This is a genomic window from Streptomyces sp. NPDC047043 (assembly GCF_040644055.1).
In the GTDB taxonomy this organism is placed as follows: domain Bacteria; phylum Actinomycetota; class Actinomycetes; order Streptomycetales; family Streptomycetaceae; genus Streptomyces.
Window position 1 is genome coordinate 1 of sequence record NZ_JBEYVO010000009.1, and the last position, 16,819, is coordinate 16,819.

Below are 16,819 nucleotides of genomic sequence, written 5' to 3' on the forward strand. Positions count from 1 at the left end.
AGCAGCGGCCGGACGAACTCCCACTCGGCATCGGACAGTTCATGGCGACGTATCACCCAACCATGATCCACCACTCAAGATCATTCGAAGACACGACCTAGTCCAGCATCCCCGGAGCCGCATCGGGCTGGCACTGCGGGCACGCCTTGACACCTTCCGCGAGCGCGCGCCGGGCCTGGTCGCGGCCGATGGCCCGGCCGCGCCTGCCCGCGTTCCAGCAGTCCCCGACGTGCACGTACAAGGCCGGGCCCCGCCGGTTGAGCCCCATATCGAGCAGCCACTCCGGCGTCGGCGGGCGGGCCTGGATGCCCCGCTGCCGCCCGGCTTCCCGGCGCTCCTCGCCGACGATCCACCGGCGGGTGCGCGCCAGGTCCCGTTCCTGCACCCGCTCCAGGAAACGGAGCAGCACGAGTCTCGATGGGACCAGATCGTTCACGCGTTCGATTCTAGACAGTAGGCTTCCGCCCGCACGTCAAGGGGAGGTGTCGTCCCGTGCCATCGCAGTGGCGTGATGCGGAAGAGGCCCCGATCCCCGTACCGGACGAGGTGCCGCACTGGACCGAGACCATGACGAGCTGCACGGGTCCGTGGCTCAAGGTGCAGTGGAATGGCCGGCGGGAGAAGACGGAGCTCCTGGAGGTCCTCGACCTGGCGGACGGAAGGCTGCGCTGCTCACCATCGTGAATACGCGTCGGCCCGGGATCCGCATCGCGTGGCTGTACTGGGATGCCGACGAGATCAGACACGCCTTCCTCGACGCGGCCCTACTGCTTCGGCGAGCATGCGAGGGCGGCCAGGAGCTCTACGGCCTCGGTGACGTACCGGTAGACGGTCGTAGTACCGCCCCGAAACCGGCCACGAGCTGGGCGTAGGCCTGGCCGTTGCCAACATGGGCGAGGACGAGCAACGCCTGTCGGCCCGCGCTCAGGCGCCGACAGCGGGTACCCAGAGCGCGCCAACACTCCCTCGGCCGGGCGGCGAGGAAGCAAAGGGCACAGCCGGACAGGCAGACCAGCATGCGAAGCCCCTGGTGGATGCGGTTCTCTTGGTCGAAAACCCATCTACCAGGGGCTTCACCCGTCTGTCACGCCAACTGCCCAGCCCCCGCGCGAGGTTGGACAGAGCCCACTGTTCGCGTTCTTCGCCGCCGTAGCGGCCTGGGGAACGGCTACCCACCAGCTCGGCCTCAATCGGAAGGATTGAGGCCGAACCTATCGACGACGGTGGGCGCTTTCCTGAGGCCCGCCTTCGCCTTTGCGATCAGCTCATCGGCATGACGCGGGCGACGACGATCGAGGTACTGGTGCTGCCGGCGGCCGCATAGGCGGCGCTGCCGTCCGAGTACGCCTTGAAGGACATGTAGGCGTGGTCGGGCACGTCGATCCCGAATTGGCTGCCCACGATGGAACCCGTACCAGAGTTGTATACCTGCGCGGCCATCTTCGAGCCGGACGCCCAGGCCAGCAACATCCGGCCACCGTAACTGACCAGGTGCGGATGGCTGGTGGCGACCGAGGTGTTGACGGTCTTGTCGGAGGCACCGGTGCTGAAGTGGTCCAGACGCGCGTGGCCGCCCTGGCTCCACCCGACCCAGTACCCGGCGTTACTCGACAAGACGATGTCGCCGCCGAACAGGGTGCCATCGCAGGTACCCGAAGCCACCGTCTGGTAGTTGGCCGGCTGCGCTATCCGGCAGTTGTTGTCGGTGGCACAGACCATCTTGAAATGGCCCACCCTTGGATCCCAGACGATGTGGTTGTCCCAGCTGTGGCTGCAGCCGAGTTCGAAACTGTCGTGCCCGGACAGCAGGGCCCCGTTCGGGTCGACCGCCTGCATCCGGTCGCCTTCGTGGATGTCGACGCAGCGGCCGTTCTGCACGGTGATGGCGTCGGAGAAGTACGCCGCGTAGTTGGTGCCGTCATAGGCGAGCCGGCCGTGGTGCTGGTACCACCAGACGAAGCGGGCACCGTCGTCGTACCCGCCCCTGCTGCTGCTCAGGTTCGTGACCTGCTGCTCCCAGACCTGGTGCCCGGAGTTGTCGAAGCGGATCATCCACATGGTGTTGCACGGGCTGGAGCTGCCGCCGCACAGCGGGCCCGTGTGGCAGTCGCCCTTGCGGGTCAGCAGCAGCACGCCGCCGTTGGCGTCGGCCGCGACGTCCTGCAGATCGATGCCGGCGAAGCTGCTGGGCGTGCCGACCAGGTGATCGCTGCAGTCGAGGTTGCCCAGGTACACCTTGCCGTCGGTGCCGAGCCAGGCCAGCCAGGAACGGCCGGACGGGGTGGCCGCGATCGCCATGGGCAGCGGCTCGGTGTCGGACTGACCTCCGTATCCGGTCACGGATACCCCGAGGTTGACCTGGGTGGTCCTCACCACCGGCGATGAGCCGACGGACCGTGAGCAGCCGCCCGCGGCGACCGGCGACGTCGTCGGTGAGGCGGAGGTCTTGGTCGGGCTGGGTGCAGCGCTGCTCTGGGCGGCGGTCGGGCTGGCGCCGGCCGAGGCGCGGCTGGTCGGGCTGGGGCTCGTACCGCCGGTGGACTTGGGCACCAGCCACGTACGCTTCGCAGTACAGGGCGACTGCACCAGCGTCTTACCAGTTGCGCTTGCGTCGCCGCTGACCGCAACACACTTGCCCGAGTGCACTGCCACCAGGTTGTATCCCGAGCCCGAGACCGCGCGCATGCGGAACTGCTGGTTGGTCTTACCGTTGCAGATGTACTGGGTGATCGGGGTGTTGTCGGACTTCGACCGGCCCTTCACGTCAACGCACTTTTTCGAATTCCGGGTGCCGATCGTGAAGGTGTTGGCCTTGCCGGAGACCGGCGTGAACCTGAAGGTCTGCTCGGCACCGCCGGTACACACGGAGGTGACCAGCTTGAGCCGGGTTGTCGCACCGCCCGGCGCGTCGGCGCACAAAGCGCTCGACTTGCTGACCAGCGTCGTGGAGAACGGCGCCGCCGTCGCGGTTGCGGTCTGAGTGAGCAGCGGTACGGAGACCGCCGCCGCCGAGATCAGCGCCAGCACCCCGGCCACAAGAGCCCATCGTCGTTTCAACAGTTTCAACGTGTGTCTTCCCTCTCGCCACGCGCCTGCCGCAGGACCGGCGCGAGGCGCGGTTCGTTCGGCGGGGGGCCGCGGGTGCTCATATACGGATCGGTGTCAGGACCAGCCCTTGGGTGGCTCGGCCGTCGCAGGAGCACGGGATCACCGCAACATGCGTCGGCGGCCTGGCCGTTGTGGGTGTTCGTGCACTGGTCGTCGCAGACGACGCATAGGTTGCCGTCAGCATCGGCTCGGATCTGCCCGACACTGCCGTCGCCGGTCAAGGGGGTCCGCCGGTGCGCCATCCGCAGATGTGTAGAGCAATACCGCAGTGCCCCTACGGCACATCCCGGACGAACCTGTGGGTGTGGATGCCGAAGTAGGTGAAGCTCTCGACGTGAGTCACGCCAGGGAGGCGTGACAGACCACTTCGACGAAGAGGAAGAGGGCGAAGGCGCCGGCAGTGAGGACGACCAGATGACGCCTTCGCAGGCGGAGACGGCGTTGGCGACGGCGCGGATGTCGCCCTCGGCGCGGACGCCGAGCATGGCCATACCCAGGTTGAACTCCTGGCGTCCCGGTTCTGGATCAAGGCGGTCCAGTGGGCTCTGTCCAACGCGCGCGGGGGCTGGGCAGTGACGAGCCCGTAGGCGGTGCGCCGGCGGAAGCACAAGCTCGACGGCTTCCACCCGAGCCACTGCAGGGTGATCGACAAGACAGTGCTCAGCCCATGCTTAGCCCTGCTTAACCCATGCTCAGCCCCCCGCCCGCACCATCGTCACCACCGCCGCCCCGCCCAACCCGATGTTGTGCGCCAGCCCGACCCGCGCCCCCGCCACCTGCCGCTTGCCCGCCTCGCCCCTCAACTGCCACACCAGCTCGGCCACTTGGGCGATCCCGGTCGCCCCCAGCGGATGCCCCTTGGAGATCAGCCCACCGGACGGGTTCACCACCCACCGCCCGCCGTACGTCGTCGCCCCCGACTCCACGAGCTTCCCGGACTCCCCCTCCCCGCACATTCCGAGGGCCTCGTACGTCAGCAGCTCGTTGACGGAGAAGCAGTCATGGAGCTCTACGACGTCCACGTCCTCGATCCCGAGTCCTGCACCCTCGTACACCTGCCGGGCCGCCTCCCGGGACATCGGCTGCCCGACGACGTCGATGCAGGACCCGGACGCGAAGGACTCCTCCGTGTCGGTCGTCATCGCCTGCGCGACGATCTCGACGAGACCGGTCAGCCCCCGCTCCTGCGCGAACCGCTCGGAGATCACCACCGCGGCCGCGGCCCCGTCCGAGGTCGGTGAGCACTGCAGCTTGGTGAGCGGCCGGTGGACCGTACGCGCGGCGAGGATGTCGTCGACCTCGTACACGTCCCGGAACTGCGCGTTCGGGTTGTGCGCCGAGTGCCGGTGGTTCTTGGCGGCCACGGCGGCGAGCTGCGCCTCGGTCGTGCCGTACCGCTCCATGTGCTCACGGGCCGCGTCGCCGAAGATCTGCGCGGTGGGCGGCGTCATCTCGAAGCCGTGCCGGGCGGCCATGATCCCGTAGTGCCGGGCGACCGGGGAGGTCGAGAAGTCCCCGCCGTCCGCTCCCCCGCCCAGCGCGCCCTTCTTCATCTTCTCGAAGCCCAGCGCCAGTACGCAGTCGGCGGCGCCGCCCTCCACCAGCTGCCGGGCGAGCATCAAGGCCGTCGATCCGGTCGCGCAGTTGTTGTTCACGTTGTAGACGGGGACGCCGGTCAGGCCGAGCTCGTAGGCGGCGCGCTGGCCGGCGGTGGAGGGCTGGAAGCAGTAGCCGATGGGGACCTGCTCCACCTCGTCATACGTGACCCCGGCGTCCGCGAGCGCCGCGCTCCCCGCCTCGCGCACCATGTCCCAGTACTGCCAGTCACGGGTCTCGGGCTTCTCGAAGCGGGTCATGCCCACTCCGGCGATGTAGGCCTTCATGGCGCGCGAGGGTAGAACACGTTCTATAAACTCACCAGCCCCTGACGCACGATCAGAAACCCATGGGTCGGTCAAGAATTGATTAGGGTCCCGAAGCAACGGAATAGTTGCCTGTGCATACGAGGTTTACCCAGCACTTATCTCTTCTGGGAGGCCTCACTCAATGACGCACACGACGACCGACCAGCCCACGCGGAGAGCGAGCAGGGCCGTGGTCCCGGTGCTCGCCTTCGCGGGCATCGTTGTCGCGGTGATGCAGACCCTGCTCGTCCCGGTCATCAAGGACCTGCCGCAGCTGCTGGACACCGCCCCCAGCAACGCCACCTGGGTCCTGACCTCGACGCTGCTCTCGGGAGCCGTGGCCACGCCGATCATGGGCCGCCTCGGCGACCTCTACGGAAAGCGGCGGATGCTGATCCTCAGCATCGCCCTGATGGTGGTCGGTGCCCTGGTCAGCGCCTTCACCAGCACCCTGCTCCCGATGATCGCCGGCCGTACGCTCCAGGGCTTCGCCATGGGCGCCATCCCGCTCGGCATCGGCCTGATGCGCGACATGCTGCCCCGCGAGAAGCTCGGCTCGGCGATGGCCCTGATGAGCTCCTCGATCGGCGTCGGCGGCGGCCTCGCCCTGCCGCTCGCGGCCCTGGTCGCCCAGCACGCCGACTGGCACGCCCTCTTCTACGGCGCCGCCGGCCTCGGCGTCCTCTCGATCGTCCTCACCCTCCTCGTCGTACCGGAGTCCCCGATGCGCGCCGAGGGCTCCTTCGACGTCCTGGGCGCACTCGGCCTCTCCGCCGGCCTGGTCCTCTTCCTCCTCCCGATCACCAAGGGCAGCGACTGGGGCTGGACCTCCGGCACCACGCTCGGCCTGTTCGGCGCGTCCGCCGTCGTACTCGTCCTGTGGGGCGTGATGGAGCTGCGCGTGCAGGCTCCCCTGGTGGACCTGCGGACGACGGCCCGCCCGGCGGTCCTCTTCACCAACCTGGCCTCGATCATGGTCGGTGTCTCCTTCTACGTCGTCTCGCTCGTCCTTCCCCAGCTGCTCCAGCTCCCGAAGGCGACGGGCTACGGCCTCGGCCAGTCGATGGTCGTCGCGGGCCTGCTGGTCGCCCCGCTCGGCCTGACGATGATGTTCACGGCCCCGGTCTACGCCCGCCTCTCCGCCAAGTACGGCCCGAAGGTCACCCTGATCCTCGGCATGCTGATCATCGCCATCGGCTACGGCGCCGGCCTCGGCCTGATGAGCGCGCCCTGGCAGAGCCTGGTCATCGCCGTCGTCCTCGGCGCCGGCATCGGCCTCGCCTACTCCTCCCTGCCCGCGCTGATCGTCGGCGCGGTCCCGGCCTCGGAGACGGGTGCGGCCAACGGCCTGAACACGCTGATGCGTTCCATCGGTACGTCCGTCTCGAGCGCCGTCATCGGCATGGTGCTGGCGAACACCGCGAACAACGTCGGCGGCGTCGAGATCCCGACCATGCACGGCTTCCGGGTCTCCTTCCTCATCGCCACCGGCGCGGTCGCCCTCGGCCTGCTGATGGCCCTGTTCCTGCCGAAGGCGAACCGCGCCCCGCAGCTGCGCGCCAGCAGCGAGGAGGACGCGGGCATCGAGCGCGCCGAACAGATCCTGCGCGGCTTCCGCGGCCGCGTCCTGGACGCCGAGGGCACCCCGGTCGCCCGCGCCAAGGTCACCCTGATCGACCGCCGCGGCCGCCAGGCGGGCGCGACGCTGTCCGACGAGGACGGCGGCTATGCGCTTGCGGTGCCGGCCGAGGGGGCGTACGTGCTGGCCGCACGGGCGGCCGGGCACGGGCCGCTGGCCTCGTCCGCGACCCACGCGGGTGACGACCGGGCGGTGGACCTGGATCTCGCCCTGCCCGCGGAGACGGTCTCCGCCCGCTGAACTCCCGCGCGGCAGCGACCCTTTGCCCCCTCGGGGACAGCAAAGGTTCGCTGCCGCGCCGCCTCTCCGTGACCACCTGTTCCTGATCGCGTCACCCCGTCGGCTTCGGCTGGGTACTCCGGTGCCTGAAGGCACACGGGGGGCCGGTGGGGAACCGGGCACGGGGGGGATGACCGGCATGGTCCGGTCCTGCCCGCGTCGCCGCGCACCCTGCCTCCTCTGTGGACCCATGAACATGCGGCCCCATGAAGAGAGAGGTAGTTCAATGTCATGCGCATGAAAAGACCGACGCGCGTCCTCGCCGTCGTCGCCACGGTGATGTGTGCGATCGCCGCCACGCTGGCGTACGTACTGGCCTTTCCCAGCCCGGCGAAGGCGGACGACGACTGGCGAAACCTCCGCAACCTCAACTCGGGCCGATGCCTGGCCGTACCCAACTCCAGCACGGCGAACGGTACCGGCCTGGTCCAGTGGACCTGCAGCGAGAACTCCGACCAGGACTGGACGTTCACCAAGGTGGCGGGCGGCAACGGCGACCGCTACCTCATCCGCAACCGCTTCAGCCTGAAGTGCCTCGCCATGCCCAACTCCAGCACCGCCGACGGCACTCAGGCCATCCAGTGGCCCTGCGACTCCACCGGCAACGAGCAGGTCTGGGTCCACGACAGCTGGAACCGGCTGCGGAACCTCAACAGCGACAAGTGCCTGGCCGTCCCCGGCTCCAGCACCGCCAACGGCACCGAGGCCGTCCAGTGGACCTGCACGGAGAACCTGGACCAGCGCTGGGTCTGGTCCGAGGACACCGCCACCTACGCCCGTCTCTACAACCAGGGCACCGGCCAGTGCCTGGCCAACCCCGGCTCCAGCTACACCAACGGCATCGCGATGGTCCAGTGGTCGTGCAGCAACAGCGACAGCAACTACTGGGCGCTCAAAGCCGTGACCGGCGGCTACCGGGTGGTCAACAAGGTGAACGGCAAGTGCCTCGCCCTCGCGGGCGCGACCACCACGAACGGCGCCGAGGTCATCCAGTGGCCGTGCGGCGGCGGTGACGAGCAGGTCTGGGTCCGGACCAGCCTCGACCGGCTGCAGAACAAGAACAGCGGGCTGTGCCTCGCCATCCCCAGCACCAGTCAGACCCCGGGAACGGAGGCCATTCAGTGGACCTGCTCGACGAGCGTGAGTCAGCAATGGCTGTGGTGACGCGCGGACGGGCATGGCCCGTACTCCTGACCGCGCTCGTCCTCACCGTCCTGTCCGGCCTGCTCCTGCCGGGCCCGGCCTCCGCCGAGGGCGTCTCGGGCGAGTCGACCGTCTACACGAACACGGTGACCGGCGGCGACGGCCCCCGCACCCCCGACATCATCAGCACCAGCGCGAACAACGCGGTCGTGGCCTGGCGGGAGGGCCTCAGGCCCGGCAACCACGACATGGGCTACATCCGCTACGCCTACACGACCGACGGCGGCGCCAACTGGAGCCGCCCGCAGACGCTGGCCCAGGAGACCAGCGACTACGCCTGGCACTACGTCATCCTCTACCAGGCCGGCAGCGAGCTGTTCGCCTACATGGGGCGCACCCCGATCGTGGACACGAGCGAGAACGACGGGGACAGCTGGAACAAGGACGGCCTGCCGATCAGCACCACCGTCGTCAAGCGCAGCACCGACGAGGGCCACACCTGGCAGGACTACCCCGCCACCTTCCCGAACATCGGCAACCTCGTCTTCGCCGGACGCCCGCTCAAGCTGGCCAACGGCAAACACGCCATCCCGTACTGGGCGACGGGGCGGGAGAACGGGGTGCTGACCTCCTCCGACCTGAAGACCTGGACGAAGGAAGGCACCGTACCGGGCGGGAACGCCGACGGCATCAAGGCCGGCGAACCCCAGATCGCCGTCTCCCAGGACGGCACGAACAAGCTGGTCATGGTCGCCCGCAGCGAGAACGCAAACGCCGTGACGGCCGAGAGTTCCACCGACGGCGCGTCCTGGACGCCCTTCGACCCGGACGCCGCCCTGCCGAGCCAGAACACGTCCAAGGGCTACTTCACCAAGGACAGCAACGGGAAGTACCTGTACATCTACAACTCCCCCGTCGCCGACTCCTCGGCCGCCGACTACCGCGACGTCCTCAACTACAAGACCAGGCGCCCCGGTGCGGCGTGGAGCGCCGCCAAGCTCTTCGCCAACGGCTCCTCGAACGACGAGGTCGACACGGCTGGAACAGGGAGGGGCTGGGACACGTACGCAATGGCCGACGAGTACGCGCCGGGCAAGTTCTACGTCGTGTGGGAGTTCGACACCACTCGCATCAAGGTGAACAAGCTGGACATCTCTGACGCTCCATGATCCGTCACCGCCGTACGCCCGCCTGAGACCTCAGCCAGGAGGGGTGCCGCATACGCGTCGCCCCTCCATTCCGCTGCCGGTCTATCCGGCGTCGTACGCGTCCGCGCACTCGCGATGCGCATCGTTGAACGCATCGAGCATCTTCTGCTGATCCGGTCGCGACCACGTCCCTGTCTGGTCGCCGTCCTGAGCGTATGACGTCAGGGTGTTGAGGTCTCCCGTGAGCGTCCACCACCGGCCGTCCTTCTGCGCGGCGCCGGATGCCTTGTCCGTGAGTGCGGAGACATCGGCCAGAACGCCGTCGGGCAAGGCGGCGTAGTCGCCGCTGTCGCCGGGGTTGAATCCGAGTTCGCGGCAGACGGCCTGCACGTCCGCAGTGACCGGGTCGGTGTCGGAGGTGCAGGCGGTGAGCGTGACGGCGGCGAGTATGACCGCTGTCGTGGCGGTGGTGCGCAAGATCCCCCCTGGGCGAGCGCGAGGCGTGGTGGTCATGTGCTGGACATTCGCAGAATCTAGCTGCGGCGGCAGCGGAGAACGGGCTTGCCGACGCGAGAGGGCCGTTCTCGTACGCATGCGAAGATGTCGCCCCGAACGCCGGGGTGGGGCGCATTGGCCAGGAGGGGCGCGATGATCGGGACGGTGTTCCGGAGCGAGGACGTACCCGCGGAGGACAGATTCGACTTCTGGCGGGAACTGCTCGGCCGTACCCGCTCCCCCACCGACATCAGCAGCGCCCACGCCGCCGACTTCTGGGCCGAACACCGGCTGCTGGAACTGGGCCCGGTGACCGTCGGGGCGATCGCCTGCCTGCCGACCCGCTACCTGCGCGGCCCCAGACAGGTGCGCCAGTCCGACCCCGAGGCCTACCACCTGACACTGCTGCTCGACGGCGGGCTGACGCTCGACCACGCGGACCGCAGGGACATCTTCGGCCCCGGCGACCTGCACCTGGCCGACAGCTCCCAGCCATTCGACCTGTGGCAGCCGCACGCGAGCGCGGTCGTCAAGGGCGTGGGCGTGGACTTCCCCAAGGCGCTGCTGCCGCTGCCCCCGCACCGGGTCCGGGAGCTGCTGGGCCGCGGCCTTCCCGCGCAGGACGGCATCGGCGCCCTGCTGGCCGACTTCCTCACCGGCCTGGAACGCCAGGCCGACACCCTCCGCCCCTCCGACGCACCGCGCCTGGGCACGGTCGTACTCGACCTGGTGACGGCCCTGTTCGCACAACTGCTGGAGGCGGAGGCGGCGCTGGAGCCGGAGGCCCGTCAACGGACCACGGCGGAACAGATCCGCGCCTTCATCCACCGCAACCTGCACGACCCTGAGCTGACACCCCGCACGATCGCCGCCGCGCACTACATCTCCGTCTCCTACCTGCACCGCATCTTCCAGCAGCAGACGCAGGGCGAGACGGTCGCGGCCTGGATCCGCAGCCAGCGCCTGGAGGCCGCCCGCCGCGACCTCGCGGACCCCGCCCAGCGCACCACGCCGATCCACGCGATCGCCGCGCGCCGGGGCCTGCCCCGCGCCTCGGACTTCACCCGCGCGTTCCGCGCCGAGTACGGGCTCTCACCGAGGGAGTACCGGCTGCGGACGGCAACGGAGCGGGAGTAGCCACCCTCGGTCGCCCACCTACCGGCGAGTACGGCAGCATGGTCCCCTCAGACGTACCCACGCCCCCTTCCCGAGAGGCAGGCCCCATGCCCGCGGCACCCAAGCCCGAGATCCTCGCCGCGTTCGAGGCCGCGAAGGGTTTCATGCCCGTGGAGGAGGGCCTCGCGCTGTATGCGGCGGCCGTGGAGGCGGGTGCGCTCGGGCTGCCGCTGCTGGAGGTCGGCACGTACTGCGGCCGCTCCACGATCCTGCTCGCCGACGCGGCCCGCGAGGCCGGCGTCACCGCGCTGACGGTCGACCACCACCGCGGCAGCGAGGAGCAGCAGCCGGGCTGGGACTACCACGACCCGGAGACGGTCGACCCGGAACTCGGCCTGATGGACACGCTGCCGACGTTCCGTCGCACTCTGCACAAGGCAGGCCTGGAGGAGCACGTGGTGGCCCTGGTCGGCCGCTCCCCGCAGATCGCGAAGTTCTGGGGCACCCCCCTCGGCCTGGTCTTCATCGACGGCGGCCACACCGACGAGCACGCCACCGCCGACTACGAGGGCTGGGCCCCCCATGTGGCCGAAGGCGGCCTCCTCCTCATCCACGACGTCTTCCCGGACCCGAAGGACGAATTCACTGGCCAGGCCCCGTACCGCGTCTACCTCAGGGCTCTCCAGTCCGGCGCGTTCACGGAGGTCTCGGTGACCGACTCACTGCGCGTGCTGCGGCGAACCGGAGCGGGGATCTGAGGGCCCGACCGCCCTGGCCGCGGACCCGCAAGAGTCCGAATGACTGCAAAATGACAGCATTGACGACAAAATGCATTCGGGACTGCATTCGCGGTACGGGACGTGCCCGACGACGTAGCTCGCGCCATCAAGATCTGCGCCGCCGAGGCCGGCCAGTCGATGCAGGGTTACCTCCTCGGTCTCATCGTGCGTGAGGCTTCGAAGCCCAGCCTGGCCGAGATGGCCGCCCGCGCCGAGCGCTACGCCAGTGACCAGGTCACACATGACGACGTCCTGGCCGCTGTCCGGCCGGTCGAAGGGTGGAGTTGGTGGATTTGCTGACCAGCCCGGCGCTCATACTGAATGGCGAGGACTATCTGCACCGCTCACCGTTGGCCCCGCGGGCTTCGCCCCACTGTTAGTCCGTGGCTTTTGGGTGCCCGAGGCCGGCGTACACGAGCCAGACGCGACGCCTGTCCTCGTCGACGAGGTACCAGAGGCGGCCCCCGCCGGTGACTTCGATCTGCCACTGCGGGAGCCTCTCCCCTTTGTACTCGCGGTAGGCGAGGTCAAACTTCAGCTGATGGTGCCGCTCGGTCTGCTCCTTGGGACACGGGTTTGTCCGCATCAGCTCCCAGGCCTTGAACGCGTTGCCTGGGGCCCTGTTGCCGACTTCTCGCCAGCCCTCGACAGCCGCTGTCTCTCCATAGCGGACGTCGTAGTCGTCTCTGCCAGGCGGTGGGGCTACCGGCTCCCCCTTCTTCGGGCTCACTCGCTGGAGACCTCCGGCGGCTCGACGGACCCGAGATCTTCACCGACAGGCTTCGTCAGCTCGCCGTGCAGCTTCTCGTCGGCGTGGATGAGGGCGGTCGACTTCCATGCAGCAATGACGGGGGCGAGCAGACCGACGTTGTCGAGGTCGACCGCAGCACGTGCTGTCTCGACGAACTCAACGAGGAACTCGCGGACCGCCACATCGGGCAGATAGCGCACCCAGGGGAAGGCTTCAGGGAAAACATGGGTGAGCATCTTCACCGCTTGGGGGTCGCTCTTCATCATGGCGACGAAGATGCGGGTCGTGGAGTCGACGACCTGCACGGCTTCCTCAGCGCGGGCAGCAGTAGTGAGGTAGAGGTCTTCGTCGTCGCGGCGGTGCAGGCGGATACCCCGGTGGGCGGTGCCCTGCATGCGCGCGATCGTGTCTTTGGGCTTCTGGAGCAGCTCAGAGAGGTTCGCTTCTGCGGGCATGGTGGTCATGACTTCAAAGGTAGTTCAGAAGTCCAGGGTTGTCCATATTTTTCTAAGCGATGCCGCGGGTAGGGGCGCCGTCGCGAGCACCGCGATACCGCCGCCCGGACCAGCGGAATCTCTTAGTGATGGAGCGATGATCGGTCGTGGCGACGGACCCGCGAGGGCGGTTTGCCGTCGGCGGGCCGAGCAGTGCCCCACGCGCTCGGCCGAGAATTGACAGTTAGTTACTCGCTACCACTGGGTTCTCGGGCACATCTGGCCGAAACGGTCGAAACCTGACAGGGCGCACATGCCCCACGCCTCCGAAGTCCGGACCGAGACGTATTGCGTTAGAGCGCACATCAATTCCTAGGTTCGAAACCATGCGATACATCAAACTCGGAACGACCGGACTGGAAGTCTCCGCCATCACCCTCGGCTGTATGAGCTTCGGCGAGCCGGACCGGGGCGGCGAGCCCTGGTCGCTGGGCGCGGACGCCAGCCGGGACATCATCAAGCAGGCCCTTGAGAGCGGTGTCAACTTCCTCGACACGGCCAATGGGTACAGCGCCGGAAGCAGCGAGGAGATCGTCGGCCAGGCGGTCAAGGACTTCACCCGGCGCGAGGAGGTCGTTCTCGCCACCAAGGTCTGGATGCGGATGCGCCCCGGCCCGAACGGCGCCGGGCTGTCCCGCAAGGCGATCTTCGCCGAACTCGACGCCTCCCTGCAGCGACTGGGGACCGACTACATCGACCTGTACCAGATCCACCGCTGGGACTACGACACCCCGATCGAGGAAACCCTCGAGGCGCTGCACGACGCGGTCAAGTCCGGGAAGGTCCGCTACATCGGAGCCTCTTCCATGTACGCCTGGCAGTTCGCCAAGGCCCTGTACCTGGCTGACCTGAACGGCTGGACCCGGTTCGTGTCGATGCAGGACCACTACAACCTCATCCATCGGGAAGCAGAGCGGGAGATGCTCCCGCTCTGCGCCGACCAGGGCATCGGCGTGATTCCGTGGAGCCCGCTGGCGCGGGGCAGGCTGACGCGGGCCCGGGACACCGCCACGGCGCGTGCCGAGACCGACGCGGGCGGCAAGATCCTCTACCGCGACGAGGACCAGGCAGTGGCCGAGCGCGTCCACGAGATCGCTGGCAAGCGGGGTCTGTCCGCGGCCCAGGTCGCCCTGGCCTGGGTCATGCGCAACCCGGCGGTGACCTCGCCCATCGTCGGGGTCACCAAGCCAGCCCAGCTGGCCGACGCGGTCGCCGCGGTGGACGTCGAACTCGACGAAGACGAGGCCGCCTACTTGGAGGAGCCCTACCAGCCGCACGAGGCCGCCTACCTGGAGGAGTCCTTCTACAAGCCGCACCCTGTGGCGGGCTCCCGGTAGTCCGGGCTACCGCAGGACCTTCGACGAGTCCTTGGCCTCGGCTTTCACAGCCCTGTGGTCGGTCCGGCGGTGCTTGCGGGCGGTCACGCGCAACTGCATGATCCGCGCGCTGCCCGCCACCGCGGCCAGCAGCAGGGCCACGCGCAGCGGAACGTGCCTGTGGGCACCGAAGTAGCTGACGTCCACCGACTGCTCCTGAATTTGGTCAAGTGGAGTCTCAAGCGATGCCTTCGTGAGCACGAGGCCCGCCTGACCTGGAGGCCACGCAGAACATCCCGTGCCCTTCCCAGCTACGCCTTCGGGACTGCCCACTCCTTCGGCTCGCCCAGGCCCGCAGGTGCGTACAGCACAGACTCGGACCGCTCCCCGTTGGGGACCGGGAACACCAGCTTCCCGCGAGCCAGTTGCCCACGGTCACCGTCACCTCGGCCGGGAACTCGGGCTTCGGGAAGTCGTCGTACGTGCTGCAGGAGGGCTTCACCCGGCTGCCGTCGCTGTGAGGCCGCCGAAGGCTGGACCTTGATACATCTGAGGCGGACGCCCACGGTCAGCAGATCTGGCGGAGCCGCGCATGCGGCAGCCACGTGTCCACCTTCGGCAAGGTCAAGCCGCACTCGCCGAGCAGCAAGGCACGCCGTGCCCGCGGGTCCGAGACGGTCGCTGGCCGCGACGTCACAGCCTCCGGAGCGTCATTCCATCGGCCGTCATGGACCATGTGGACACCATGAACGGCCGCTAGGGTGGCAAACGTGTCGTACGTAGGCCCGGACTTCGATCCTCCCCAGCCCCGCCGTCCCCGTTTCCGCCCCCTGACCGTTGCGGTCGCCGCGCTCGTGCCGGGCGCGTTGCTGGGGTGGCTGGTGTACGAGGCGGTGGGCGGCTCGGGGGGCGGAGGCAGTGCGGACCGGGCGACCGTGCGGACGACGTCGTCGGCGCCCGCGTCCGGCGCAGCCCCGTCCGGTGGATCCGCGTCCTCGCCCACCGGCGACGACAAGCACCCGACCAGCCCCACGCCGACGCTCGCCTCCCCCACCTCCTCCGCGCCCGCGGCCTCCGGCCCCCTCAAGGGCAAGGTCATCGTCATCGATCCGGGTCACAACCCCGGCAACTTCCAGCACACCGCCGAGATCAACCGCAAGGTGGACATCGGCACGAACGTCAAGGAGTGCGACACGACGGGGACGTCCACGAACTCGGGTTATACGGAAGCCCAGTTCACGCTGGACGTCTCGCACCGGCTGAAGGCGCTCCTCGAGAAGCAGGGCGCGACGGTGAAGTTGACGCACGACAACGGCTCCCCGGCCTGGGGCCCGTGCGTCGACAAGCGGGCGCAGATCGGTAACAACGCCCGCGCCGACGCCGCGATCTCCATCCACGCGGACGGCTCGGCGGCCGGCAACCGCGGCTTCCACGTCATCCTCCCGGGCTCCGTGCACGCGGGCGCCGCGGACACCCGCGAGATCGTCGCCCCGTCCGCGGAACTCGGCGAGCGCGTCGCCGGCAACTTCGTGCGCGTCACGGGTGAACCGCCGTCCAACTACATCGGCGACGGCACCGGTCTCGTCACGCGTAAGGACCTGGGCGGTCTCAATCTGTCAACGGTTCCCAAGGTGTTCATCGAGTGCGGCAACATGCGCGATAGCAAGGACGCGGCACTGCTCACCAGCGGCGCCTGGCGACAGAAGGCCGCGCAAGGAATCTCTGATGGAATCGTGAGTTTCCTGCGCGCTTCGTGATCGGCGGGCTCATCCCGGCGGACACCCTGGTCGGGTGGACGATAGGGTCTACCGACGACGAGACGAACTATGAAGGATCTGAAGTGAATATCCGCTCCCTCACACGAGGCGACGGCGTGGTGATCGGGGCAGCGGTGTTGCTGTTCATCGCGTCGTTCCTCGACACGTACGGCGGCGACAGCAGCAGCATCCCCAACGCCTGGGACAACCTCGGCCTGCTGATGAGCATGTACATCGGCGGCATCGCAGGCGCGGTCCTGATCGTCGTCGCACGCGCGCTGCCGCAGCCCCCCAAGGTCGTCGGCCTCGAGCTCGGCCCGTTCGGCGTCGCGCTGACGGTCTTCTCCGCGTGGACCGCCCTCTGGACGATCTTCGACCCGGCCGGGTCGTTCAACACGGGTGGATACGACGTCGAGAGGGGCGCAGGCCTCATCCTCGGCCTGATCGCCGCCCTGGTCCTGGCCGGAGCTGCCGTCGCCTCCCCGCTGGTCCCGGCCCTCCAAGCCGCCCTGGTCCCCGCCCCCAAGCCCGCCGCCCCGCAGCCCTACGGCGGCCAGCCCCAGGGCGGCTACGGCTACCCCGGTGCCCAGCAGCCGCAGTACGGCGGGCAGCCGCAGCCCGGGCAGCCCTACGGTGCCCAGCCGCCGCAGGCGCAGGCGCAGCCGCCGGCGCCCGCCGGGGACTTCTCGCCGTTCTGGTTCGCCGTACCGGTGCCGCGGCCGCTGTTCGCGGAGGACGGTTCGCCCACGCCGATCGCCGAACTCGCCCCGGGTACCTGGTACCTGGCCGTCGAGCAGCGCGGTCCGGGCCTGGTCGCCCAGACGCAGGACGGCCGCCGCGGCGTGCTGCAGGACACCTCCGGGATCCAGCGCGGCTGACACCCACTGCAC

17 protein-coding genes and 2 pseudogenes are annotated in these 16,819 nt (G+C 68.8%); 10 read left to right on the forward strand and 9 right to left on the reverse strand.

The window, feature by feature from the left end:
- Positions 1-97: 97 nt before the first annotated feature.
- A complete protein-coding gene (locus tag ABZ880_RS15355; protein WP_361261862.1) occupies positions 98-436 on the reverse strand; it encodes a DUF6233 domain-containing protein in 339 nt (112 codons plus the stop codon).
- Between the two features lie 56 nt (positions 437-492).
- Between ABZ880_RS15355 and ABZ880_RS15360 the strand changes: the two genes are divergently transcribed.
- The gene (locus ABZ880_RS15360; protein ID WP_361261865.1) at positions 493-684 is read left to right on the forward strand and encodes a hypothetical protein; all 192 of its coding nucleotides are present in this window, start codon (positions 493-495) and stop codon (positions 682-684) included.
- 98 nt (positions 685-782) lie between these two features.
- Here ABZ880_RS15360 and ABZ880_RS15365 read toward each other — a convergent pair.
- From ABZ880_RS15365 to ABZ880_RS15380, 4 genes and pseudogenes are all read right to left on the reverse strand, one after another.
- Positions 783-1,018: pseudogene (locus ABZ880_RS15365) on the reverse strand (transposase family protein); the annotation flags it as partial.
- Between the two features lie 242 nt (positions 1,019-1,260).
- Positions 1,261-2,340 carry a hypothetical protein gene (locus ABZ880_RS15370; protein ID WP_361262748.1) on the reverse strand — a complete coding sequence of 360 codons (1,080 nt, stop codon included), beginning with the start codon at positions 2,338-2,340 and terminating at the stop codon, positions 1,261-1,263.
- A gap of 258 nt (positions 2,341-2,598) precedes the next feature.
- Positions 2,599-3,036: pseudogene (locus ABZ880_RS15375) on the reverse strand (RICIN domain-containing protein); the annotation flags it as partial.
- A gap of 764 nt (positions 3,037-3,800) precedes the next feature.
- Positions 3,801-4,991, reverse strand: a complete 1,191-nt coding sequence (locus ABZ880_RS15380; RefSeq protein ID WP_361261868.1) for a lipid-transfer protein — start codon at positions 4,989-4,991, stop codon at positions 3,801-3,803.
- A gap of 163 nt (positions 4,992-5,154) precedes the next feature.
- On the opposite strand from ABZ880_RS15380, the gene ABZ880_RS15385 reads away from it, so the two are divergent.
- The 3 genes from ABZ880_RS15385 to ABZ880_RS15395 all read left to right on the forward strand — a co-directional run bounded on the left by ABZ880_RS15385 (position 5,155) and on the right by ABZ880_RS15395 (position 9,242).
- Positions 5,155-6,891 (forward strand): MFS transporter, encoded by a 1,737-nt coding sequence (locus ABZ880_RS15385; protein WP_361261870.1) that lies wholly within the window; start codon positions 5,155-5,157, stop codon positions 6,889-6,891.
- Between the two features lie 276 nt (positions 6,892-7,167).
- Positions 7,168-8,094, forward strand: coding sequence for an RICIN domain-containing protein (locus tag ABZ880_RS15390; RefSeq protein ID WP_361261873.1), 927 nt, complete (start codon positions 7,168-7,170; stop codon positions 8,092-8,094).
- Positions 8,082-9,242 carry a sialidase family protein gene (locus tag ABZ880_RS15395; protein ID WP_361261876.1) on the forward strand — a complete coding sequence of 387 codons (1,161 nt, stop codon included), beginning with the start codon at positions 8,082-8,084 and terminating at the stop codon, positions 9,240-9,242. The genes ABZ880_RS15390 and ABZ880_RS15395 overlap by 13 nt, the downstream gene beginning before the upstream one ends.
- 81 nt (positions 9,243-9,323) lie before the next feature.
- Here ABZ880_RS15395 and ABZ880_RS15400 read toward each other — a convergent pair whose 3' ends face one another.
- Complete coding sequence (locus ABZ880_RS15400; RefSeq protein WP_361261879.1) at positions 9,324-9,698, reverse strand: hypothetical protein; 375 nt, start codon at positions 9,696-9,698, stop codon at positions 9,324-9,326.
- A gap of 171 nt (positions 9,699-9,869) precedes the next feature.
- Here ABZ880_RS15400 and ABZ880_RS15405 point away from each other — a divergent pair, with 171 nt between their 5' ends.
- The 3 genes from ABZ880_RS15405 (at position 9,870) to ABZ880_RS15415 (ending at position 11,911) form a co-directional block, all read left to right on the forward strand.
- Positions 9,870-10,853: an AraC family transcriptional regulator gene (locus ABZ880_RS15405; protein ID WP_361261882.1), complete on the forward strand. Its 984-nt coding sequence runs from the start codon at positions 9,870-9,872 to the stop codon at positions 10,851-10,853.
- Between the two features lie 86 nt (positions 10,854-10,939).
- Positions 10,940-11,590, forward strand: coding sequence for a class I SAM-dependent methyltransferase (locus ABZ880_RS15410; protein ID WP_361261885.1), 651 nt, complete (start codon positions 10,940-10,942; stop codon positions 11,588-11,590).
- 102 nt (positions 11,591-11,692) lie between these two features.
- Positions 11,693-11,911 (forward strand): antitoxin, encoded by a 219-nt coding sequence (locus tag ABZ880_RS15415; protein WP_361261888.1) that lies wholly within the window; start codon positions 11,693-11,695, stop codon positions 11,909-11,911.
- Positions 11,912-11,987: 76 nt separating this feature from the next.
- Here the strand turns inward: ABZ880_RS15415 and ABZ880_RS15420 are convergent, their stop codons facing one another.
- Both ABZ880_RS15420 and ABZ880_RS15425 read right to left on the reverse strand, forming a co-directional pair.
- The gene (locus ABZ880_RS15420) at positions 11,988-12,341 is read right to left on the reverse strand and encodes a hypothetical protein (RefSeq protein WP_361261891.1); all 354 of its coding nucleotides are present in this window, start codon (positions 12,339-12,341) and stop codon (positions 11,988-11,990) included.
- On the reverse strand, positions 12,338-12,826 hold the full coding sequence (locus ABZ880_RS15425) for a hypothetical protein (protein WP_361261893.1): 489 nt from the start codon (positions 12,824-12,826) through the stop codon (positions 12,338-12,340). The genes ABZ880_RS15420 and ABZ880_RS15425 overlap by 4 nt, the downstream gene beginning before the upstream one ends.
- Before the next feature lie 356 nt (positions 12,827-13,182).
- Here ABZ880_RS15425 and ABZ880_RS15430 point away from each other — a divergent pair, with 356 nt between their 5' ends.
- Positions 13,183-14,193 (forward strand): aldo/keto reductase, encoded by a 1,011-nt coding sequence (locus tag ABZ880_RS15430; protein WP_361261896.1) that lies wholly within the window; start codon positions 13,183-13,185, stop codon positions 14,191-14,193.
- A 6-nt stretch (positions 14,194-14,199) separates the two neighbouring features.
- Here ABZ880_RS15430 and ABZ880_RS15435 read toward each other — a convergent pair whose 3' ends face one another.
- Entirely contained in the window at positions 14,200-14,379 is a 180-nt protein-coding gene (locus ABZ880_RS15435) for a hypothetical protein (RefSeq protein WP_361261899.1), read from the reverse strand.
- 563 nt (positions 14,380-14,942) lie between these two features.
- Here ABZ880_RS15435 and ABZ880_RS15440 point away from each other — a divergent pair.
- Together ABZ880_RS15440 and ABZ880_RS15445 are read left to right on the forward strand one after the other, a co-directional pair.
- On the forward strand, positions 14,943-15,929 hold the full coding sequence (locus ABZ880_RS15440; protein ID WP_361261902.1) for an N-acetylmuramoyl-L-alanine amidase: 987 nt from the start codon (positions 14,943-14,945) through the stop codon (positions 15,927-15,929).
- Positions 15,930-16,012: 83 nt separating this feature from the next.
- On the forward strand, positions 16,013-16,807 hold the full coding sequence (locus ABZ880_RS15445; RefSeq protein WP_361261905.1) for a hypothetical protein: 795 nt from the start codon (positions 16,013-16,015) through the stop codon (positions 16,805-16,807).
- Positions 16,808-16,819 lie beyond the last annotated feature (12 nt).